This is a genomic window from Allobosea sp. LjRoot9 (genome assembly GCF_964252745.1).
Classification (GTDB): domain Bacteria; phylum Pseudomonadota; class Alphaproteobacteria; order Rhizobiales; family Beijerinckiaceae; genus Allobosea.
The window spans coordinates 1-21,782 of record NZ_CAXUPC020000001.1 but is presented as its reverse complement, the minus strand read 5'-3'; the positions used below and the strand labels follow the sequence as shown (position 1 = coordinate 21,782).

General features: G+C 65.0%; 23 protein-coding genes. 22 read left to right on the top strand and 1 reads right to left on the bottom strand.

Going from position 1 to position 21,782, the window contains the following annotated elements:
- Positions 1 to 198 precede the first annotated feature (198 nt).
- On the top strand, positions 199 to 591 hold the full coding sequence (locus tag ACSQ3P_RS00115; protein ID WP_436163690.1) for a hypothetical protein: 393 nt from the start codon (positions 199 to 201) through the stop codon (positions 589 to 591).
- A 73-nt stretch (positions 592 to 664) separates the two neighbouring features.
- Here the strand turns inward: ACSQ3P_RS00115 and ACSQ3P_RS00110 are convergent, their stop codons facing one another.
- Complete coding sequence (locus ACSQ3P_RS00110) at positions 665 to 1,675, bottom strand: SphA family protein (protein ID WP_436163689.1); 1,011 nt, start codon at positions 1,673 to 1,675, stop codon at positions 665 to 667.
- 274 nt (positions 1,676 to 1,949) lie between these two features.
- Between ACSQ3P_RS00110 and ACSQ3P_RS00105 the strand changes: the two genes are divergently transcribed.
- The 21 genes from ACSQ3P_RS00105 to ACSQ3P_RS00005 all read left to right on the top strand — a co-directional run bounded on the left by ACSQ3P_RS00105 (position 1,950) and on the right by ACSQ3P_RS00005 (position 21,654).
- Positions 1,950 to 2,195 carry a hypothetical protein gene (locus tag ACSQ3P_RS00105; protein ID WP_436163688.1) on the top strand — a complete coding sequence of 82 codons (246 nt, stop codon included), beginning with the start codon at positions 1,950 to 1,952 and terminating at the stop codon, positions 2,193 to 2,195.
- A 122-nt stretch (positions 2,196 to 2,317) separates the two neighbouring features.
- Positions 2,318 to 3,148 (top strand): hypothetical protein, encoded by an 831-nt coding sequence (locus ACSQ3P_RS00100; protein ID WP_436163687.1) that lies wholly within the window; start codon positions 2,318 to 2,320, stop codon positions 3,146 to 3,148.
- Positions 3,149 to 3,296: 148 nt separating this feature from the next.
- Positions 3,297 to 4,886 carry an arylsulfatase gene (locus ACSQ3P_RS00095; protein ID WP_436163686.1) on the top strand — a complete coding sequence of 530 codons (1,590 nt, stop codon included), beginning with the start codon at positions 3,297 to 3,299 and terminating at the stop codon, positions 4,884 to 4,886.
- A gap of 150 nt (positions 4,887 to 5,036) precedes the next feature.
- On the top strand, positions 5,037 to 6,392 hold the full coding sequence (locus ACSQ3P_RS00090; protein ID WP_436165129.1) for a DUF1254 domain-containing protein: 1,356 nt from the start codon (positions 5,037 to 5,039) through the stop codon (positions 6,390 to 6,392).
- Positions 6,393 to 6,412: 20 nt separating this feature from the next.
- A complete protein-coding gene (locus ACSQ3P_RS00085; protein ID WP_436163685.1) occupies positions 6,413 to 7,441 on the top strand; it encodes a DUF1254 domain-containing protein in 1,029 nt (342 codons plus the stop codon).
- Between the two features lie 36 nt (positions 7,442 to 7,477).
- Entirely contained in the window at positions 7,478 to 8,470 is a 993-nt protein-coding gene (locus ACSQ3P_RS00080) for an HAD family hydrolase (RefSeq protein ID WP_436163684.1), read from the top strand.
- A gap of 32 nt (positions 8,471 to 8,502) precedes the next feature.
- On the top strand, positions 8,503 to 9,021 hold the full coding sequence (locus ACSQ3P_RS00075; protein WP_436163683.1) for a hypothetical protein: 519 nt from the start codon (positions 8,503 to 8,505) through the stop codon (positions 9,019 to 9,021).
- A gap of 76 nt (positions 9,022 to 9,097) precedes the next feature.
- The gene (locus tag ACSQ3P_RS00070) at positions 9,098 to 10,126 is read left to right on the top strand and encodes a DUF1254 domain-containing protein (protein WP_436163682.1); all 1,029 of its coding nucleotides are present in this window, start codon (positions 9,098 to 9,100) and stop codon (positions 10,124 to 10,126) included.
- A 14-nt stretch (positions 10,127 to 10,140) separates the two neighbouring features.
- On the top strand, positions 10,141 to 10,938 hold the full coding sequence (locus ACSQ3P_RS00065; RefSeq protein ID WP_436163681.1) for a hypothetical protein: 798 nt from the start codon (positions 10,141 to 10,143) through the stop codon (positions 10,936 to 10,938).
- 18 nt (positions 10,939 to 10,956) lie between these two features.
- On the top strand, positions 10,957 to 11,898 hold the full coding sequence (locus tag ACSQ3P_RS00060; RefSeq protein WP_436163680.1) for a formylglycine-generating enzyme family protein: 942 nt from the start codon (positions 10,957 to 10,959) through the stop codon (positions 11,896 to 11,898).
- Positions 11,899 to 12,114: 216 nt separating this feature from the next.
- Entirely contained in the window at positions 12,115 to 13,101 is a 987-nt protein-coding gene (locus ACSQ3P_RS00055) for an AAA family ATPase (RefSeq protein WP_436163679.1), read from the top strand.
- 21 nt (positions 13,102 to 13,122) lie between these two features.
- Positions 13,123 to 14,118: a DUF58 domain-containing protein gene (locus ACSQ3P_RS00050; protein WP_436163678.1), complete on the top strand. Its 996-nt coding sequence runs from the start codon at positions 13,123 to 13,125 to the stop codon at positions 14,116 to 14,118.
- On the top strand, positions 14,115 to 14,609 hold the full coding sequence (locus ACSQ3P_RS00045) for a DUF4381 domain-containing protein (RefSeq protein ID WP_436163677.1): 495 nt from the start codon (positions 14,115 to 14,117) through the stop codon (positions 14,607 to 14,609). The genes ACSQ3P_RS00050 and ACSQ3P_RS00045 overlap by 4 nt, the downstream gene beginning before the upstream one ends.
- A 2-nt stretch (positions 14,610 to 14,611) precedes the next feature.
- A complete protein-coding gene (locus ACSQ3P_RS00040) occupies positions 14,612 to 15,631 on the top strand; it encodes a VWA domain-containing protein (RefSeq protein WP_436163676.1) in 1,020 nt (339 codons plus the stop codon).
- The gene (locus tag ACSQ3P_RS00035) at positions 15,628 to 16,545 is read left to right on the top strand and encodes a VWA domain-containing protein (RefSeq protein ID WP_436163675.1); all 918 of its coding nucleotides are present in this window, start codon (positions 15,628 to 15,630) and stop codon (positions 16,543 to 16,545) included. Before ACSQ3P_RS00040 ends, ACSQ3P_RS00035 begins: the two co-directional genes overlap by 4 nt.
- Complete coding sequence (locus ACSQ3P_RS00030; RefSeq protein WP_436163674.1) at positions 16,542 to 17,183, top strand: tetratricopeptide repeat protein; 642 nt, start codon at positions 16,542 to 16,544, stop codon at positions 17,181 to 17,183. Before ACSQ3P_RS00035 ends, ACSQ3P_RS00030 begins: the two co-directional genes overlap by 4 nt.
- On the top strand, positions 17,180 to 18,472 hold the full coding sequence (locus tag ACSQ3P_RS00025) for a hypothetical protein (RefSeq protein WP_436163673.1): 1,293 nt from the start codon (positions 17,180 to 17,182) through the stop codon (positions 18,470 to 18,472). The genes ACSQ3P_RS00030 and ACSQ3P_RS00025 overlap by 4 nt, the downstream gene beginning before the upstream one ends.
- A gap of 21 nt (positions 18,473 to 18,493) precedes the next feature.
- Complete coding sequence (locus tag ACSQ3P_RS00020; RefSeq protein WP_436163672.1) at positions 18,494 to 18,754, top strand: DUF3302 domain-containing protein; 261 nt, start codon at positions 18,494 to 18,496, stop codon at positions 18,752 to 18,754.
- Positions 18,751 to 19,692 (top strand): HlyD family secretion protein, encoded by a 942-nt coding sequence (locus tag ACSQ3P_RS00015; RefSeq protein WP_436163671.1) that lies wholly within the window; start codon positions 18,751 to 18,753, stop codon positions 19,690 to 19,692. The genes ACSQ3P_RS00020 and ACSQ3P_RS00015 overlap by 4 nt, the downstream gene beginning before the upstream one ends.
- Before the next feature lie 66 nt (positions 19,693 to 19,758).
- Positions 19,759 to 20,208 (top strand): hypothetical protein, encoded by a 450-nt coding sequence (locus ACSQ3P_RS00010; protein WP_436163670.1) that lies wholly within the window; start codon positions 19,759 to 19,761, stop codon positions 20,206 to 20,208.
- Positions 20,209 to 20,379: 171 nt separating this feature from the next.
- Complete coding sequence (locus ACSQ3P_RS00005) at positions 20,380 to 21,654, top strand: porin (protein ID WP_436163669.1); 1,275 nt, start codon at positions 20,380 to 20,382, stop codon at positions 21,652 to 21,654.
- Positions 21,655 to 21,782 lie beyond the last annotated feature (128 nt).

Below are 21,782 nucleotides of genomic sequence, written 5' to 3'. Positions count from 1 at the left end.
AACGGCTCCAGCGCGGATGTGGGCGTGGCTTTGCCGGGTGTAACAGTTACCTGTCACGCGCACCTTTCGGCCTCCATCGATCCAGCGGAAAATGCCCGTTCGCGACACTTCGCTCGCGACTCTTTCCAAAGACGCGACCGACCAAGTCCGGCCGCTGAACCGAACGGGTGATCGATGAGGCAGATAAGAACAATCCTTGTGCTGCTGCTAGCCGGCGCTGCTGTCGCAATCTCGGATCGCCCAGGTTGGGCATCCCCAGAACGGCTGCAGGGGGCCTGGGCCACGAGCGCGGCGAGCTGCGACCAGGTCTTTACCAAGCGCAATGGCCGGTTGGTCTTCAACAGGCAGTTCGGCGACTCCTGGTCAGGGTTCATCGTCAGCGGCAAGCATGTGAGGGGCGCGCGAGCGACCTGCGATCTGATTTCATCGAAGCACAAGGGGGATATCCTGACATTCCTCCTCGGCTGCGAGAGCGAGATCATGTTCGACACAATGACCATCTCCGTCCGCTTCAATGGAGACGACAGCCTGGTGCGGTTCGACCCGGAATTCCCGGAGGTCGAGACGCCCTATGACCGCTGCGCCCGCTGATGCGGTCGAAGGCTCGGCCCGCATTACGGCTCGGCGGCTTTCCGCTGGAGCTCTGTTTCGGCACTTGATGACTTCAGTGCTTGACGACCTGCGGACCGGCCGGCTGCGGCGGCTTCGCGACGTAACCGATCGGGAAGCCGATGCTGATCAGGCCGATCGTGCCGCGCGAGCGGTTCTCGACATCGACTTCCCGCAAAACCTTCAGTCGTGCGGAAACCGGCGTCCCAGCAACGTCGAAGGTGTAGGCGATCGTTCCACCAACCGCAGTCACGCGGCCCTTATAGGAACCAAGCGACGCCCCGCTGCCGCTATCGCCGCTGACCTGCTGGTAGTGCGAGGCCAGCACGCCGATCGAGAACTCCTTGCTGAGATACTGGCTGACGGAAAGATCGGCATGGAAGGCGTTGCCGCTCTTGTAGTCGGTCGCATTGTTCTTGCCGTTGATCTCGAAGCCGACGGCGCCTGAAATATCGAGCCCGATTTTGGGGTCGAGCCAGGTCCCGGCGGCGTAGACGTCGCCGATCCAGCGGTTCAGGGCGACGTTCGACAGCTCGCCGTCCTGGTAGGCGCCTCCCGGGATATTGACGGAGGCGCCGACCGACCAATGGAAATTGCCGGAATGCCAGCCGACGAAGCTGGAGACGACGGGGTCGCCGATATTGAGGGTTGCATCTCGCTGCTTGAAGCCGAAGACACGGCCCAGCCGCGGGGCCGTGATCAGGGCGCCCGCGCTGATCCGGGGGACGCCGAAGGGCAGCGTGACCGCGAAGCCCAGATTGCCGCCGAGGACCTCGACCGGTGTGACCCAGGTCGGCGTCAGGAAGTTGATCCGGGCCTGAACCTTGACATTGCTCAGGACCGCGCCGCCGAGCTGCGTTTGCGTCGCTGCCGAAAGCCGCCCGGAATAGCTATAAAAATCATTCTCGAAATAAAACCCGGGAGGCGGCACCACGCCGGCCAATGGACCCCGCAGGCCCGGAACGTACAGACTTGCGCCGCCTTCCGTGGCGTAGGCCGGGTTGAACGGCAGGGCAGCGCACAGGCAGCTCGCGGAAGCAATAAAAGCGGCTCTCAATCGCTTCATGTCAGACACCCCCGCGCTGAATTGACGTCAAGCTGATCCTGATTCTGATAAAGGGTCAAGGTTAGAGGCGATGATGAACCGGGCGGCGTCGAGCCTTTAGTAACAGTTACGGTCAGCTTTCAGGTTCCCATGTCCTTGTCGACGAATCCCCGAGAACGCTCATGGAACGTCGCGCCCTCGCTGGCTGCATCGGTCGGTAACGGTTAAATCTACATCTGGACCAGCGATCGCGCAGTATGAGCCTAACCGGCTCTTACCGTGTCCGGAGGTGGCCATGGACCAGGCACAAAAGCGTGGGCTTGCGCGGCTCATGCTCCGCTGGCCGGAACGGCGTGCGGCGCTGCAGCAACGCTTTCGCCATGACCAGAGACTGGTCGAACTCTGTGAAGCGTATGAAACAGCCTGCGAGGCTATAAGCTATTGGAGCAAGTGCCCGGCGCCGGTCGGGCCGGCGCGGATGCAGGAATATCAGGCGCTCGCATCGGCTACAGAGCAAGATATCCTGATCAGACTTGCTTAAGCCATATGAGCACAGCGCAGAACGGCGCGCGCGCTTCCGCCTTGCCGGCATCTGAGCGCTAAGGTAGCCTGAAGCTCTCACGATAAGACGACGAGACGGAAATCCTAGCTTGGGGCGGAGCGATGGATAGGCAGGTTTTAGGTCGGCGTGAAACGCAACCTCCGGTTGACGATATCCTGGCTGCACTCGATGAGTTGTTGGCCTCGGAGACATTGCGGCTCTCGGAAAGAAACCGCCGCTTCCTGTCCTTCGTGGTGAATCAGGCGGTCGCAGGACACGCCGACCGGATCAAGGCTTACCTCATCGGCGTCGATGTCTTTGGCCGTGACGAGACGTTCGATCCCAACATCGATCCGATTGTGAGGATCGAGGCGACACGCCTTCGGTCCGCGCTCACGGCCCATTACGATGGGAGCGGCGCAGACGTGCCGGTCAGGATATCCATTCCGCCCGGCAGCTATGCTCCGGTGTTCAGTTGGTCGTCAGCTGCCGGGAGCGGTGAGGAGCCCTTGCAGCCCGCCCTTTCGCGGGTCGGCCTGACGGAGCCGCACCATTCGACGATCTTGCTCAAGGATCAGACCGTACAGTCCGATACTGAGACGGCATTGCGGGCGGGGCTCTTTGCAGACGCTCTTGCGATCCGTCTGAACCAGGCGCATTTCAAGGTTTTTGCCGTTCCGCCGGTGGAGCACATCGCGGCAACCCGCGCGCTCAACGACCTCCTGGCGCAGCCCCATAACGCCTATGCGCTCGACGTTGTCGTGCGCGAGATGGGCGATTCCAGGCGGTTTTCCTGGCGGGCCAGCGATCTGCGCAATGGCGAGATCAGATGTGGCGACTTCCGTGACCTGCGCGCCGCCTCTACGCCCTGTTTTGCAGCGATCGACGCTATCGCGGACGTGGTTGTCGCGTCACTTTGCTCGGAGCTCGGGGTTCAGTCGGCAGCGCATTGATGCATGAGCCACAGGCGTGCTCCCCTATCGTAACCGTTACATCCTTAAGCGCCTCAACACGCCATGCGAGCATTCCTCGGCGCGCTTGGATCGGTGTTCTTGGTATCGAGCCTGACCCAGAGCGGCGATCCGGAACCGGGAGTGCTTCATGGAACGCCATAAATTTTTGGCTGCCGCAGCGTTGGGGCTGGTCCTCGGCCTGTCGGCGGGCCCGAGCAAGGCCCAGACTGCGCCGGCCCCGACCCGTCCCAACATCCTGGTGATCTTCGGCGACGATATCGGCCAGTCCAACATCAGCGCCTATACGCATGGGCTGGTCGGCTACAAGACGCCGAACATCGACCGCATCGCCAGGGAAGGCATGATGTTCACCGACTATTACGCGGAGAACAGCTGCACGGCCGGTCGCTCCTCCTTCATCACGGGCCAGACGCCAAAGCGCACCGGCCTGACCAAGGTCGGCATTCCCGGCGCGCCGGTCGGCCTGCAGGACCGTGACATCACCATCGCCCAGGCGCTCAAGGCGCGCGGCTACACGACCGGACAATTCGGCAAGAACCATCTCGGCGACCGTGACGAGTACCTGCCGGTCCGGCATGGCTTCGACGAGTTCTTCGGCAATCTCTACCACCTCAACGCCGAGGAAGAGCCCGAGCGGCCCTATTGGCCGAAGAGCGACGCCGCTTATGTGAAGGCTGCTTCCCCGCGCGGCGTCCTCAAGGCCTCGGCCGACGGCAAGATCGAGGATACCGGCCCGCTCACCAAGAAGCGGATGGAAACCATCGACGACGAGACGACCGCCGGCGCGATCGATTTCATGCAGCGTCAGGTGCGGGCCAACAAGCCGTTCTTCACCTGGATGAACACCACCCGCATGCACGTCTTCACGCATATCCGCGAAGCCAACAAGGGCAAGAGCGGCATGCCCGGCAACGACTATGCCGACGGCATGCTCGAGCATGACGGAGATGTCGGCAAGCTGCTGAAGGCAGTCGACGATCTCGGCATCGCCAACAACACGATCGTCATCTACGCCACCGACAACGGCCCCAACCGCTTCTCCTGGCCGGATGCGGCGACCTCGCCTTTCCGCAACGAGAAGGATTCGAACTGGGAAGGCGCCTTCCGCGTGCCTGCGATGATCCGCTGGCCTGGCCGCATCAAGCCGGGCGAAATCTCCAACGAGATGTTCTCCGGCCTCGACTGGTTCCCGACCCTGCTTGCGGCGACCGGCGACACCGACATCAAGGACCGCCTGCTGAAGGGCGCCCCGATCGAAGGCAAGACCTTCAAGGTCCATCTCGATGGCTACAACCAGCTGCCCTATCTCACCGGCCAGCAGCCCAAGGGCAACCGCACCGAATTCGCCTATTTCAACGATGACGGCGTGCTTGTCGCCTTTCGGCATGAGAACTGGAAGGCGGTCTTCTGCGAGATGAAATACCCCGGCGGCTTCGACGTCTGGAAAGAGCCCTTCGTCTGCCTGCGCGTGCCAAAAATCTTCAATCTGCGCATGGACCCGTTCGAGCGCGCCGACATCGTCTCGGATCAGTACAATGCCTGGCTGGTCGACAACGTCTATCTGGCCGGCTGGTTGGTGACCAAGGCCGCCGGCTTCCTCCAGACCTTCATCGAATATCCGCCGAGCCAGGAAGCTCCGAGCTTCTCGATCGACCAGGTCGCGCGCGACGTCGAGATGAAGATCAAGGCCAACGCCGCCAAGGCGGCGCCGAAATAGTCCTCCCGATCCTGTCGGCCGGCAAACCGCCGGCCGATTCCCTTTGCATCGAGGACCATCATGGATTGGATTCCAGGAGAACAGCGCGGAGCGATGCCGAGCCGGCGTTCGATCCTGATGGGTGGGGCGTCCCTGCTCGTCAGCAGCGTCATGACGCCGCTACCTGCTTTCGCCCAGACGCTGTCGGCAAGCGAAGCGCGCGCGATCGCCAGGGAGGCCACGATCTACGGCTTCCCCATGGTCGACAGCTACCGCATCCAGCATTCCTATTTCGTCGATCGCGGCAGCTCGGAATACAAGGCGCCCTGGAACACGCTGGTCAACAATGCGCGGGTCTATACGCCCGAGGACAAGGCTATCCAGACGCCTAATTCCGACACGCCCTATTCCTATGTCGGCGCCGACCTGCGGGCAGAACCGCTCGTCTTCACCGTGCCAGCGGTTGAGAAGGGGCGCTACTATTCGCTGCAGTTCATCGACCTGTACACCTTCGACTTTGCCTATGTCGGGAGCCGGGCCACCGGCAACGGCGTCGACAGCCATCTGCTCGCTGGGCCAGCCTGGAAAGGCCGCAAGCCCAAGGGCATCAAGTCGGTGATCCGCTGCGAGACCGATTTCGCCTTCGTGCTCTATCGGACGCAGCTTTTCGATCCGGCCGATATCGAGAAGGTCAAGGCGGTCCAGGCCGGCTACAAGGTCCAGCCACTCTCGCAGTTCCTGGGCCAATCCGCGTCTGCAGCCGCGCCCGCTGTGGCGTTCGCAAAGCCGCTCGGCCCCGAGCAGGAGCGCAGTTCGCTCGAATTCTTCGGCCTCCTGAACTTCCTCTTGCAGTTCTGCCCGCCCCATCCGTCCGAGCGGGCGTTGATGGCGCGCTTCGCCAGGATCGGGATCGGCGCCGGTAAGCGGTTCGACGCCGCCGCGCTCTCGCCGGAAATTCGCCAAGCCCTGCAGGACGGCATGGCCGATGCCTGGAAAGCCTTCGCAGACTACAAGGCAACGCAACTCGATACCGGCAAGCGCACCAGCGCCGACGGCTTCGGCACGCGGGCCTTCCTCAAGAACGACTACATGGCTCGGATGTCGGCCGCCGTGCTGGGTATCTACGGAAATTCGAAGCAGGAGGCGATCTACCCGCTCTATTTCGTCGATTCTACCGGGCAAAAGATGGAAGGCGCCAACCGCTATGTCCTGCGCTTCGCGCCCGGCCAACTCCCGCCGGTCAACGCCTTCTGGTCGCTGACCATGTACGAGCTGCCGGCGAGCCTGCTCTACGCCAATCCGATCAATCGCTACCTGATCAACTCGTCGATGCTGCCGTCGCTGAAGCGCGACCCGGACGGCGGCATCACCATTGCCGTCCAGAACCAGTCGCCGGGGAAGGATGGCGAGCCTAACTGGCTCCCTGCGCCCAAGGGTCCGTTCTTCGTGGTGATGCGCCTGTATTGGCCGAAATCGACCGCGTTGAACGGAAAATGGAAAGCGCCGCCGCTGGCGCGCGCGGTTTGATGAAAAGGACGTGCCTCACGATGACCAGACAGATGATCTCGGCCCTCGCCATGCTCGTGGCAGGCTCGGCAGGCGCACAGGCGCAGGCCATCGGGGGGGCCTCCAAGCCGGTCGGCGTAGACAACTTCGTCCGCGCCGAAACCGATCTCTACATGAGCAACATGGCGAAGGACGGCAGCTTCGGGAAGTTCCTGCATCGTCGCGAGCCGGCCTCGATCGACAACCAGACCGTCATCCGCCTCAACCGCGACACGCTCTATTCGGCGGCGGTGTTCGATCTCGATGCCGGGCCGGTGACGATCACCTTGCCGGATGCCGGCAAGCGCTTCATGTCGATGCAGGTGATCAGCGAGGATCACTATACGCCGGCCGTCTACTACGGCGCAGGTACTCACACCTTGACCAGGGCCAGCGCGGGCACGCGCTACGTCGCCGTCGCCATCCGGACCCTGGTCGATCCTTCTGAACCCAAGGATATTCAGCAAGTCCATGCCCTGCAGGATGCGATCAAGGTCGGCCAGAAGAACTCCGGCAAGTTCGAGGTGCCGAACTGGGATCAGGCCAGCCAGAAGAAGGTGCGCGATGCGCTGATCGTCCTCGGCTCGACCATTCCCGACTTCAAAAAGGCCTTCGGAACGAAGAAGGAGGTCGATCCGACTCGGCATCTGATCGGGTCGGCGTCGGCCTGGGGCGGCAATCCCGACAGGGACGCGACCTATCTCAACATCACCCCGAGCGGAAATGACGGCAAGGCGGTCTACAGGCTCAATGTCAGGGACGTGCCGGTCAACGGCTTCTGGTCGGTCAGCCTCTACAATGCCGAGGGCTACTACCAGAAGAACCCCTACGACGCCTACACGCTCAACAACCTGACCGCGAAGAAGAGCGCCGACGGCTCGATCGCCATCCAGTTCGGCGGCTGCGACGGCAAGATCGCCAACTGCCTGCCGACCATGGCCGGCTGGAACTACACGGTGCGGCTCTATCGCCCGCGCGCCGAAATCCTGAACGGCAAATGGACCTTCCCGCAGCCGCAGCCCGCATCGTGAGCCGAGCGCTGCGAACGAGATTCGAAGGAGAGTCCCATGTCGAAATTCCGCATCGCGGTCGCCGCGCTGTTCCTCGCCGCCTCCTGCGCCTGGAGCGCCGGCGCTTTCGCCCAGGCCGACCCGCTGCCGTCCTGGAACGAGGGCAAGAGCAAGCAGGCCATCCTCGATTTCGTCGGCAAGGTGACCCGCGAGGGCGGGCCCGACTTCGTCAGGCCGGCCGAGCGGATCGCGACCTTCGACAATGACGGCACGCTCTGGGCCGAGCAGCCGGTCTATTTCCAGCTCCAGTTCGCCTTCGACGAGGTCAAGCGGATGGCGGCCGAGAAGCCTGCGTTGCAGGCTACGGAGCCCTATCGTTCGGTGCTCGCCCGCGACCTCAAGGCGCTTTCGGCGAACGGTGGCAAGGGCGTCTTGCAGGCAATGGCACTGACGCATGCGGGAATGACCACCGATGCGTTTAATGCCGCCGTAGACAAGTGGTTGTCGATCGCCCGCCACCCGACCAAGCAGCGCCCCTACACCGAGATGGTCTACCAGCCGCAGCTCGAGCTGCTCGCCTATCTCCGCGCCAACGGCTTCAAGACCTTCATCGTTTCCGGAGGCGGCGTCGAGTTCATGCGCGTCTTCGCCGAGAAGGTGTACGGCATTCCGCCCGAGCAGGTCGTCGGCTCATCCGGCGTGGTCAAGTTCCGGCTGACGGTGGACGGCAAGCCCGAGCTCTTCAAGGAACCCAAGAACGAGTTCATCGACGACGGACCGGGCAAGCCGGTCGGCATCAACCGCTTCATCGGCCGGCGCCCGATCCTCGCCTTCGGCAATTCCGACGGGGATCTTCAGATGCTCCAGTACACCGTCGGAGGACTTGGCTCCCGCCTCGCGCTCATCGTCCATCACACCGACGCGGAGCGCGAATGGGCCTACGACCGGACCTCGCATATCGGCAGGCTCGACAAGGCCCTCGACGAGGCCGCCGCCAAGGGTTGGACCGTGGTCGACATGAAGACCGACTGGAAGACAATCTTTCGCTGAAAACCGCTCCTAGCGGGCCATGGAGAGACACCATGAACGTCATTCGCCTGTCGTCTGCGCTGCTGTTAGCCTGCCTTCTCCTGCCGCAACAGGCAACGGCCGCGGCCATGCCGCTCGTCCCGCAGGTTGGCGCAGCGGCCCCCAACCTCGTGGAGGACGTCCAGCTCGGTGGCGGCGGCTTCCGTCGCGGCGTCGTGGTCGGCCCGCGGGGCGGCGCCATCGCCGGCCGCGGCTTCGTCGCCCGCGGTCCGCGCGGTGCCATCGGCGGCAGGGGCTACGTCGCCCGTGGCCCGCGAGGCAACGTCATCGCTGGCCGAAGCGGCTTCGTCCGGCCCGGTTACCGCCCCGGCTATCTCCCTGGACCCTGGGTCCGTCCGGCCTCCTACTGGTGGCATCCCGGCTTGGCGATCGCCTCGGGCGCCGCGATCGGCTTCGTCACGGCCGGGGCGGCATACGCCTATGCGAACTCGCAAGCCCCGGCGCCTGGCTACTGCTGGTTCTACACCGATCCGCAGCGCACCCAGGGCTTCTGGGACGTCTGCCCTCACTGAACCACCGGCATGCCGGAGAAGCCAAATCCCAACCTGTCTTCGCCCCCGCCAATCCTGGTGTCGAAATGGAGCGACCATGAAGATCCAGCCCCTGCTTTTCAGCGCCGCCTTGACGCTTGCCATGATCGGCGGCGCACTCGGCCAGTCGGCGACCACGCCGGTCCCGGTCAACCCGGACAATTTCGTACGGGCCGAAACGGATATGTACTTCAGCAACCTGCTGAAGGACGGCACCCTCGGAAAATTCAACCATACGCGCGAACCGGCGTCGATCGAACGCCAGTCGATCATCCGGCTGAACCGCGACACGCTTTACTCCTTCGCCGTCATCGATCTGGACGCCGGCCCCGTCACGGTCACGCTCCCCGACGCCGGCAAGCGCTTCCGCTCGATCCAGGTCGTTGACCAGGATCAGTTCACGCCGCGCGTGATCTACAAGGCCGGCACCTACACGTTCACCAGGAAGGAGATGGGCACGCGCTACATGGCGCTGCTGATGCGCGTCCTCGTAGATCCCGGCGACCCGGACGATCTGAAGAAGGTCCACGCGGTTCAGGACAGCGTCCGCGTGACGCAGAACGGCGCCGGCAGGTTCGAGGTGCCGAGCTACGATCCCGGCAGCCATAAGAAAGTGCGCGACGCGCTGCTGGCGCTGGCGTCCACCATGAAGGACTTCAAGGGCGCCTTTGGTCCCAAGGGCAAGGTCGATCCGGTCCACCGCCTTATCGGCACCGCGGCCGGCTGGGGCGGCAACCCCGACAAGGACGCAACCTATGTCGGGAACACGCCGGAGAAGAACGACGGCAACACGGTCTATAAACTGAAGGTGAAGGACGTGCCCGTCGACGCCTTCTGGTCGATCAGCGTCTACAACGCGCAGGGGTACTTCGAGAAGAACGCGGAGAACGCCTACACGGTCAACGACATCACTGCGAAGCGGGAATCGGACGGATCGGTTAACGTCCAGTTCGGGGGCTGCGACGGCAAGGTCGTCAACTGCCTGCCCATCGCCAACGGCTGGAACTACCTCGTCCGGCTTTACCGACCGCGTGCGGAAATCCTGAACGGCAAGTGGAAGTTCCCGGACGCGCAGCCCGCGTCGTGAACTCGGACATGGCCATGTCACCTAGAGTTCTGGCAGGTGCCACCATCCTGGCGGCGATCGCGTTGCCACAGGCGCCTGCGCTCGCCCAAGACGCCGACGAGCTGTCGAAGAAGCTCGCCAATCCCGTGGCGAGCATGATCAGCATTCCGATCCAGACCAACTTCGACTTCCGCGGCGGGCCGGGACGGAACGGCCTTTCGTCGACGACGAACATCCAGCCTGTCATCCCGGTCTCGCTCAATCAGGACTGGAACCTGATCGTCCGGACGATCCTTCCGGTGATCCACCGCGACCGCTACGGCACCGCGGACGGAACCGGGCTCGGCGACATCACCCAAAGCTTCTTCTTCACGCCGAAGAACCGTTCGGGCGGCATCACCTGGGGGATCGGCCCGGCCTTCCTGTGGCCGACCGCGACCGATGATCGCTTCGGCTCGGGCAAATGGGGAGCGGGTCCGACCGCGCTTGTCTTGACGCAACAGGGTGCATGGACGGTCGGCGGCCTCGCCAACCACATCTGGTCCTATGCCGGCCCTAACGGCCGTCAGGACGTCAGCGCAACCTTCCTTCAGCCGTTCCTATCCTACCAGTTCGGCAAGGGCCTGAGCGCCTCGCTGAACGCCGAGGCCAGCTACGACTGGATCGCCCGCCAATGGACCGTTCCAATCAACGTCGGCCTCGCCCAGGTCTTCAAGGTCGGCGAGCAGGCGATGAGCGCCAGCGTCGGCCTCAAATATTACGCCGTCAGGGCCTCGGAAGCGCCTCGCTGGGGTGTCCGCGCCACGCTGACCTTCCTGTTGCCCGAACGATGATTACGGGAAACTATCGGAATGCTGGACAGAGCCCCACTTATCCCCGGAATGCGCCAAATCGAGGCCGGAACCTTTCTTATGGGTTCCGACCGCCACTATCCTGAAGAGGCGCCGAGCCACCGTGTCTCGGTCGATGCTTTCTGGATCGACGCGACGCCGGTCACGAACCGGCAGTTCCGTGCCTTCGTCGAAGCTACAGGCCATGTCACCCTGGCGGAGATCGTGCCGGACCCGAAGGACTACCCCGGCGCGCTGCCGCATATGCTGCGGGCGGGCTCGCTGATGTTCGATCCGCCCACGCACCCGGTCGACCTGCGCGACTGGTCGCAATGGTGGACCTTCCAGTTCGGCGCGACCTGGCGCAAGCCTTATGGCGCAGGCTCCTCGATCAAGGGCCTCGACGACCACCCGGTCGTGCATGTCGCCTATCGCGACGCCGAGGCCTATGCCGCCTGGGCGGGGAAATCGTTGCCGACCGAGGCGGAGTGGGAGTTTGCAGCCTGGGGCGGCAGGGAGAATGCCGAGTTCGCCTGGGGCGACGATCTGGTGTCGGAGAGCCGGCACATGGCCAATATCTGGCAGGGCAACTTCCCGAGCGAGAACACCAAGGAGGATGGCTTCGCCCGGACCTCGCCGGTCCAGGCGTTTCCCGCAAACGGCTATGGCCTCTACGACATGATCGGCAATGTCTGGGAATGGACCTGCGACTTCTGGTCGACGCGCCACCCCGGCGACGCGCCCAAGGCCTGCTGCGTGCCGCAGAACCCGCGCGGCGGCCCCGAGGCGGAGAGCTACGATCCGCGCCAGCCGGAGATCCGGATTCCGCGCAAGGTCCTGAAGGGCGGCTCGCATCTCTGCGCGCCGAGCTATTGCCGGCGCTACCGCCCGGCTGCCCGGCACGCCGAGCCGGTCGACACCTCGACCAGCCATGTCGGCTTCCGCTGCGTGGTGCGTGGTTAGAGCAATGTCCGATCCAGTTGGATCGTTCAATTGCTCTAGATCATTATTTTAACGCGTTTTCCTGGCGCGAACCGGTGTCCACTTCGCCCGAAAACGCTGTAGCGCTGGGTGAGGCTGGCACGCCCATGTCGCGGTAACTGTTACACGGCTGACTTGCCCTTTGCTTCGTCCACAATCCTGAGGGTGCGATGACTATGCCTCCTGAAGGATCCGACAATGGACGGAAGCGCCGCCCCGGCTGCACGTGATGCCATTCTCGAGCTTCAGGGCCGGATCAATCAGGACATCATCGGCCAGGAGCGCGTCGTCGAGCGCATCGTCATCGCGTTGCTCGCCAACGGAAATGCGCTGATCGAAGGGCTGCCGGGCCTCGCTAAGACGCGAGCGATCAAGAGCCTGTCGAAGAACCTCGAATCCGACTTCAGCCGCATCCAGTTCACGCCCGATCTGCTGCCGTCCGACGTCACGGGCGGCGAGATCCTGCGCCAGGACGGGCAGTTCGAGTTCCACAAGGGGCCGGTCTTCGGCAATCTCATTCTCGCCGACGAGATCAACCGGGCGCCGCCAAAGGTGCAGTCGGCCCTGCTCGAGGCAATGGAGGAGCGCCACATCACCGTGGCGGGTAAGCGCTACGATCTGCCGCCGCTGTTCATGGTGCTCGCGACGCAGAACCCGATCGAGCAGGAGGGGACCTATCCCTTGCCGGAAGCGCAGATGGACCGCTTCCTGATGCATATCCGCATCGACTACCCCTCCGACGCCGACGAGGTGAAGGTCATGCGGCTGGTCCGCTCCGAGAGCGCGGCCGCCCAGGCGAATTCCGCTCCGCCGCCGGCAAAAATCCCACAGCAGGCGGTCTTCGACGCAAGGGCCGAGATCGACCGGGTGACGACGAAGGATGTCGTCGAGACCTACATGGTCGCGCTCATCGCGGCGACGCGCCGGCCGGCGGAGTTCGGCGACCACCTCAAAAACTGGATCGCAGTCGGCGCCAGTCCGCGCGGCTCGCTCGCGTTGGATCGCTGCTCGCGCATCTCGGCCTGGCTCCAGGGCCGCGACTACGTCACGCCCGAGGATGTTCAGGCCGTGGCGCATGACTGCCTGCGCCACCGTCTGTCGCTGGCCTACGAGGCCGGAGCCGACGGTATGACCGCCGACACGGTGCTGGACGAGGTGATCAAGCAGGTTGCCGTTGCCGTTTGAGCGAGGTCGATGATGGCGCTGATGCGCGAAAGAGCAAGGACAGGCCACAGCGCTCCGATCGCCGGAGCCCGCGCCTTCGTCACGCTCGAGGACCTGCTTCGCCTCAAGCATCGGGCGCGTGGCTTCAGCTTCCAGCCGCGCCAGCCCGTGCACAGCCTGCTCGCGGGTCGCCATGCCTCGCGCCTGCGCGGCCGCGGGCTCAATTTCGAGGAACTGCGCCGCTACTCCGAGGGCGACGATACCCGCACGATCGACTGGCTCGCGACCGCCCGGCTCGGCAGCCCGCATGTCCGGGTCTATTCCGAGGAGCGCGACCGGCCGGTCCTGCTGCTGGTCGACCAGCGCAGCACGATGTTCTTCGGCAGCAGGCGGGCGATGAAGTCGGTCGCGGCGGCGGAGGCTGCGGCGCTCGCCGCCTGGCGCGTCACCTCGCTCGGCGACAGGATCGGGGCGGTGGTCTTCGGGGAGGCCGGCATCGTCTCGGTGAAACCGCAGGCGCGCGACCATGGCGTCGTCCGCGTGCTCTCCGAGATCGCCCGCCAGAACGCGGCGCTGGCGCATCCCTCAGCGCAGGAGACCACGACGGGAGGGCTCAACGGCGCCCTGCGGATGGCTGTCCGCATGGCCACGCATGACTGGCTGATCTGCTTGATCTCGGACGCCGCCGGCGAGGATGACGAGACTACGCGGCTGGTAACACGGCTTTGCGCCCATAACGATGTGCTCGCGATCTTCGTCCACGACCCGCTCGAGCAGGAATTGCCCGATATCGGGCCCGCGACCTTCAGTTCTGGGCAGGCACAAATCGAAGTTGACGCCTCCGCGTCGGCGCTCCGCGAACGCTTCTCCACCGACCACACGCAATGGCGGGACCGACTGGCGCAGCTCTCCCGGAGCCGCGCCATCCCTGTCCTGCCGATCTCGACCGCACGCGATGTCACCGACCAGTTGCGCGAGCTGATCGGCCGTCGCCGCGTCCAGACCCTGGCCACTGCCAGCGGGCGGGCACCGCCATGAGCGCCGATCCGGGAGACCTTGCCAATCTGGCTGACCTCGCCTTGCCGCCGCCTGCGCCGTTCTGGCCGCCGGCCATCGGCATCTGGATCGTCGCGGTTGCAGCCTTGGCGGCGCTCACGGTGTTCGCCTGGCGGGCGCTCCGCCGCTACCGCGCCGACGCCTATTTGCGCGAGGCCTTGAGCGAACTCGACGCCCTTGCGGCGGTCCAGCGACCAGATCAACAGGAGGCGATCGAGGCCGTCTCGTCGATCATGAAGCGGGTCGCCCTTGTTCGCTATGGCCGGGAGCCTGTCGCATCGCTGACCGGGGCGGCCTGGACAGCCTTCATTGCGCGGACGGCGCCGCGAGACGCGCAGACCGATGCGATAGCCGATTGTCTGGCGACATCGCCCATGCCTGGGAACACATCTGCTCCGTCCGATCGGCACTTCTTCGCTCAGGCAAAGGCCTGGCTCCGCGGCCAGCGCGGCCGCACTGCCGCGGAGGCCTGACGATGCTCTCCTTGGCCTATCCCTGGATCGCCCTGCTCGTGCCGCTGCCGCTGGCGATCTGGTTTTGGCTGCCGGCCCATGCCGAGCAGCGTCCCGGCCTGCGCGTTCCGTTCTTCGACAGGCTCGCGCGGCTCAGCGGCCAGAGGTCCGTCTCCGGTGGCGTCGTGGCGAGTCGTGGAGCCGCGCGGCTGACCGTGCTCGGCCTGTGCTGGCTGCTCGCGCTCGGGGCCCTGGCACGTCCGCAATGGATCGACCCGCCGCTGCATCGCGACCTGCCGACGCGTGATCTTTTGGTTCTGGTCGACCTCTCCGGCTCGATGGACACGAGCGATTTCGTCGATGCCTCCGGTCGGACGGTCAACCGGCTGACGGCGGTCAAGCAGGTGCTGGACGATTTCCTGTCGCGCCGAAAGGGCGACCGGGTTGGCGTCGTCGTCTTCGGTGACGAGCCCTTCGCGCTCGCACCTTTCACCACCGACCTCGATCTCTGCCGGGTGATGTTGCGTGACACAGCCGTCGGCATGGCTGGCCCGCGCACGGCTTTCGGCGATGCGATCGGCCTCGGCATCGGGCTGTTCAACCGCAGCACCGTCAAGGCCAAGACCATCATCGCGCTGACCGACGGCAACGACACGACGAGCAAGGTTCCGCCGGTCGAGGCGGCGCGCATCGCCAGGGACAAGGGCATCGTCATCCACACCGTTGCGGTTGGCGATCCGCAGGCAGCCGGCGAGGACAAGCTCGACGAAGCCGCGCTGAAGGATGTGGCCGACGCCACGGGCGGCGGCTTCTTCCGTGCGCTCGACCGCGCGCAGCTCGCCGACATCTACCGGCAGCTCGACCAGATCGAGACGCGCCGGATCGACACGGTCAGCTTCCGCCCGAAACGTGACGTCTATTGGATCCCGCTTGGCGCCGGGCTGGTGCTGACACTCATGGTTCAGGCGGCGCGGTTACTGCGACGACGCATGCAGTGGTTCGCGCCGGCAGCAGCCCAACCGTTGGCGGGAGCAGCGCCATGATCGCGCAACTCGCACCCTTTCATTTCGAACGGCCTCTCTGGCTGCTGGCGCTGCTTCCGGCGGCGGCGCTCTGGCTGCTTGATCGTCACGGCTCGGACGCGCTGCTCAAATGGCAGCGCGTCATCGATCCGGCCCTGTTGGCTCATCTGGTCGTGGGCGAGAGCCGGCGCCCGGTCGCGACGCCCGCCAACGCGCTGCTGGTTGTCTGGATGCTTGCGGGCATTGCCGTGGCTGGCCCGGCCTGGCAGCGCGAGCCGTCGCCTTTCGCCGATGCGAAGCCTGCCGTTGCCGTCGTGCTCAAGGTCACGCAGTCGATGCTGACGGAGGATCTGGCGCCGACCCGGCTTGATCGGGCGCGGCAGAAGCTGGCGGACATCCTCGCTGCACGCGAAGGCGCGGCGACCAGTCTGATCGCCTATGCTGGCTCGGCGCATCTCGTCCTGCCGCCGACGCCCGACAGTATCGTCGTCCTGGATCTCGCCAAATCGTTGTCGCCCGAGATCATGCCTCGGGAGGGCGACGACCTCGCTGGCGCGCTCGCTTTGGCGAAACGTGCGCTTGCCAGCCATGCCGATGGCGGCTCGATCCTGATCATGGCGGATGAGCTCGGGCCCGACATCGACGGGCGGCTCGCAGATAGCCGGAGCCCATCCGTGACCATCCTGTCGCTTCTCGGCCCGGAGTCCGGAGCCGAACGTTTTGGTGAGGCCGCCCGAGCCTTGAATGCGTCGGTCGTGGCGACGACGGCGGACCAGAGCGACGTCACCGCGGTCGTATACCGTCTCGATCGCGCCGATCAGGCGCCCGGCATCGATGGCGAGGGTCAGCATTGGCGCGAGGCCGGCTACTGGCTCACTCCGCTGATCGCGCTGCTGGCGCTGCTCTGGTTCCGACGCGGATGGGTGCTGGCATGAGACGGCTCGCCGCGCTGGTCGCCTCGCCCTACGCGAGCATCGGGATCGCCTCAGGGATCGCATTGCTGGTGGCGGGCCATCGCCTGGGTTGGCGCGACCTCTGGCTGACGCCCGATCAGCGTGGCCGTGTGCTGATCGGCGAAAGCCGCCCGGCGGATGCCGCCAAAGCCTTCCGCGATCCGCTTTGGCGCGGTGTCGCCTTGTTCCGGGCCGGTGACTTCAAAGGCGCGGCCCAGGCCTTCGCCACCGCCGACACGCCCTCTGGCGCTTTCGACCAGGGCAATGCGCTGGTGATGCTTGGCCAGTACGACGATGCACTGAAGCGTTACGATCGTGCCTTGGCGTTGCGTCCTGGCTGGACGGCGGCGTTCACCAATCGCGAGATTGCCCGGGTTCGCGGCACGCGCAAGAAGGCGGAGGGCGGGGAGACCGGGCAGACCGACTCCCGCCCCGACGAGGTCGTTTTCGACAAGACCAAGAAGGGCGGTGAGGACACGAGCATCGAGGCGGCGATGCCAATGTCGGACGAGGCGGTCCGCGCGCTCTGGCTGAAGCGGGTCCAGACCAGGCCAGCCGATTTCCTGCGCGCGAAATTCGCCTACCAGCTTCGGGCGCAGCTGGGGGTGGCAGCTCCATGAGGCTCGTCGTGGCATGGCTGGTGGTCGTGTGGCCCGTGGTTGCTTTGCCCGCCCTGGCCCTGGCTCAGGTTCCGGGCAGCGCTCCGCTCGTGCGCATGTCGCTTGACCCGGCCGACGGTATCGTCATCGGACAGCCGGTGCGGCTGCTGGTCGAGGTCATGTTTGCAGGGGACATGCCGCATCCACCGCTGGTGAAGCTGCGCGATGCGCCCGGCGCGCAGATTCTGCGCTTCGAGACGCAAGCCGTGACGATCCGCGACCACGTCAACGGCCAGGACTATGTTGGTCAGAGCTTCGAGTTCCTGGTCTTTCCGCGCCGTGGCGGCGAGATCGCAATCCCTCCTCCCGATATCACGCTGCTCGACCGCAAAGGAGATCCGGCGGGTTCGGTGGCCGGCGATGCCACCACGATCGCCGTCACCGTGCCGCCAGGGCTGGATGCATCGGGCCCCGTTCTCGTTGCTGACAAGGTGACGGTGAGCGAAAGCTGGTCACCCGATCCCGCCTCGGCCAGCTTCAAGGCAGGCGGTGCGATCACCAGGACTCTCCGCAGGCAGGCGAACGGCGTCCCGGCGCTAGGCATGGCCGAGTTCCGCTTCGCGGCTCCCGAGGGCGTGCGTGTCTATGTCGACCCGCCCGTCATCGACGATCGCGCCAACCGGGGCGTGGTCGAGGGCGTCCGGACCGACAAGGCGACCTATGTCTTCGAGAGGCCGGGCCGCTACGCCTTGCCGGAGCTTTCGCAGCCCTGGTGGGACATGGCAAACAAGCAGGCGCGAACCGAGGCGCTGCCGGGGCTCACCATCGCGGTCGCGGCTGGAGCAGCGGGTGCGACCAGCGCCACCACAACGTCATCGCTACGTTGGCAGTCACCCCTGATCGCGATCGGCTTCGGGACGATTCTGCTGCTGGCGTTGCCCGCCATTTTTTGGCATCCGCTCAGGGCCGGCTTGGATAGGTTTCTGCAACGTCGACGCTCGTCCGAGGCCTTCGCGCGCAAGGCGCTACAGCGTGCGGCGGCATCCGGTGATCCCACCGAGACCTATCATGCCCTGTCGGTTTGGTTCGACCGCCTCCCACCCACGGATGCCAACCGCATACGGGTCGATCCCCGCCTCCAGCCGCTCATAGACAAGCTCGACCGTGCGCTGTTCGGCACTGGCGCCGGCTGGAGCGGCCAACACGGAGCGGAACTGTCGGAAGCAATTGCTGCCGCCCATCGCGGCGGGCCGATGGCCCCAACCAGGCCCGACCCACTCCCCCCTCTCAATCCAGCCTTTCCGCGCTGACCCCGACCTCAGGAGAATTTCATGGCAGCCCTCGATGTCTTCGCCTGGATCGTCCTGGCCGTGCTGGTCCTCAGCACGGTCGTCGTCGTCGTCTTCATGGCGATGCTACCGGGCATTGTCGCCCGCAAGCGCCAGCACCCCTGGGCCGAGGCTGTTGCGGTCGGCGGCTGGGTCACGCTCTTCCTCGGCTTCGTGCTGTGGCCGGTGATGCTGATCTGGGCCTATGTCGACGTCCCGACCAATCCGCGTTCGAGCCTGAATCAAGGGGAGGCGGTTCGATGATCGTTGTCTTGCTCAACGTCTATCTCGCGCTGCTCTTCATCCTCGTGAAGCTGAGGATCGTGCCCTTCAACCTGTTCTGGAAGGTGTCGCCGGTCTTGGTCTTCCTGTTGCTGATGATCGGCCTGTTCATCCCGATGAACTGGGGCGCGCCGCAGGGTCCCGCGCTTGTGGTGCGCAATTCCGTCGCCATCGTGCCGGACGTCGCCGGCGAGGTCGTGGACGTCCCCGTCACAGCCAACCAGCCGCTTAAGGCGGGCGACGTCCTGTTCCGGATCGATCCGGTGCCGTTCCAGTCACAGGTCGACGCGCTCGCGGCGCAACTCAAATTCCAGGAGACGCGGCTTGCCGAGATGACCCAGCTCCAGAGCCGCGGCACTGGCCGGACCTTCGATGTCGAGCAGCGCGAGGCCGAGGTCGAGCAGCTCAAAGCCCAACTCGTCGGCGCAAAATGGAACCTGGAGAAGACGACGGTCCGCGCGCCCGCCGACGGCTACGTTACCAATCTGGCTCTGCGCAAGGGCGCCAGGGTCGCGAACCTGCCGCTCGCGCCGGTGATGGCCTTCATCGACACCTCGGACACGATCATCGGCGTCGAGATCAACCAGATCGACGCGCGCTATCTGGCGCGGGGTCAATCGGTCGAACTGACCTTCAAGATGACGCCCGGCACGGTGCAGACCGGCAAGGTCGAGAGCATTCTGCAGGCGGTCGCTTCGGGGCAGGTGCAGACCTCCGGCCTTGCGGTCGCCCCCAAGGCGGTCCAGGCAGCGCCGTTCGTCGTGCGCGTGCAGCTCGACGACGCGGCTTTCGCAAAGGCGCTGCCCGCAGGCAGCGTCGGCGACGCTGCGATCTTCACCGATCGCGTCACGGCCGCCCATGTCATCCGCAAGGTGCTGCTGCGCCAGATCGCGATCACCAACTACGTCAACCCGTTCTAGCTGCGCGGGCTCCCCGCGCATTTCTCCGCAAACGCGCCAACCAAACGCACCAACAAGGAGATGACGATGACAGCCTTCAAAGCCTCACTGGCTTCCCTCGCGGCTTCGCTGGCGCTAGCGGTGCCGGCTCTGTCGCAGCAGCGCTCTTTGGGACCGGCGACGGGATCCGTGCGGATCCAGCAGGTCCAGGTCGCCGTCGTCGGTTCTGGAGAAATCGGTGGGGGGACGCTGAATTTCCGCGGCCGATCTTATGGCATCACTGTGGGCGGTTTGGGTTTTGGCGGCATTGGCGTCTCGCGCCTCACTGCGACGGGCACGGTTTACGGTCTCGCCAGGGCCGAGGATTTCGCCGGCGCCTATGTCCAGCTTCGGGAAGGTTGGGCAGTCGGCGATCAGGGACGGGGGCGGCTCTGGCTCCGCAACAGCAAGGGCGTCACGATGCGGTTGGCCACACGCCGGCAGGGATTGCAGCTTTCTCTTGGGGCGGACGGCGTGTTGATTGGCTTCAAGCAGTAGATCGAGCGAGGTTGGAAGAGATTTGTCGGTCCCCGCGCATCTACGATCCCGCGATAGGCCGCCTTCGTTCTTGAATATCGACTGTCCCTCGCTTTCAAGGACGATTGATCACGGCTCGTTTGGGATTGCCTTCCCAGGTGGCTGCAGGAGTTCGAATGGTCGATGTGGATCATGAGCCGCAATGCAGCCTTGCTGGCACTCTTCATTAGCACCGCGCTCATCCCGAACGCGCAAGCGGCGGGCCGGCCGCCGAGCTTCCTGCGGAGCTGCGTGATCGCGGCTCCCGATCCTGTCCCGCTCTTCCCTCCTTCCGCCGCCGCTCGCGCCAGGAGTGCCTCTGATGGCGAGGAGAAGGATGGCGCGAACGATACGGCAGACGACGATGAGGATGAGGCGGAGGACAGTCCACGCGGCTTCCTTTCGCCGGGCTCCAGCACCTGCATCGCTATCTCCGGGACGGTGAATGCGGGCCCCCAGCGCGACGACTACCGAGCGAACGCGCTGACGCGAGCAACAGGCCAGGTGCCACTCAACGCGACGAGCTTTCCGTTGAACACGACCTTTCGGATCGAAACCGGGCAAAGCCTTGCGAATGGCCTGTTTCTGGCGAGCGCCTTCGAATTTTCCATCGACACGAGCAGCAACGCCTCCGGTGATGTCACACTCAGCGAGGCCAGTGTCACGCTCGGGCCGCTCAGCTTCGGCGTAGCCGGGTCACGCTTCGACTTTTGGGCGGGCGACGATTTTGCCTTCGTCGGGCGGATCCCGAGCCGGACCGTCGCAATCATCGGCTACGAACGGCAGTTGACGGAGAGCCTCAGCCTGTCGATCTCTGCGGAAGACGTGTCCATCGATCAGCGCACGCCCCTGCCTAGCGCCGGCCGCCGCATGCCAGACGGCGTCGCGCGGCTGCTCTATCAGCATGACACGCTGACCCTCCATGGAGCCGTCGCCATGCGGGACGTGCCACGCATCGGGGCCTCCAGCCTTGTCGGCCGCGCGGCGGTTCTCGGTGCGACCTGGGACGGGTCCGTGCTGAAGAAGCCACTGACGCTCTCGGCTCAGATCGCGGGGGCGGTGAATGCGGCGCCCTATATCGGCTCACAGCTCGACCGGCGCGTCGCCTTCCCGCTGCTGAGCGGCGATGAGGCGACGCGCGGCTGGTCCGGCGTGGTCTCGATCGGCCGGGGATGGACCGACGAATGGTCGAGCAACGCCTATATCAGCCGCTACGAGCTCACCTTACCGCGCATTGGCGGCGAGAAAGGGCGGATCCGGATCGACCGCGTCGCGGCAAACGTCGTCTGGAAGCCGCTGAAAGGCCTGCGAATCGGCCTTGAAGCCTCGCTCGCCTGGCAGCGCATTGATCTCGCCGGACCCGCGCTCGCCGCGAGCTTCAACGGCAGGCAAAGCTCGGCGCAACTCTTTCTGGAGCGGACTTTCTAAATTGATGACAGATGCATGCGCACGAATGTCCGATTCTGGGTAACGTCCGGATGTCTGGTGCTCGCGCATTTCGCCCGGAGGAGCGACCGACGTTTGTGGCCCATTGCGGACGCTGCAAAGGTCTGCTT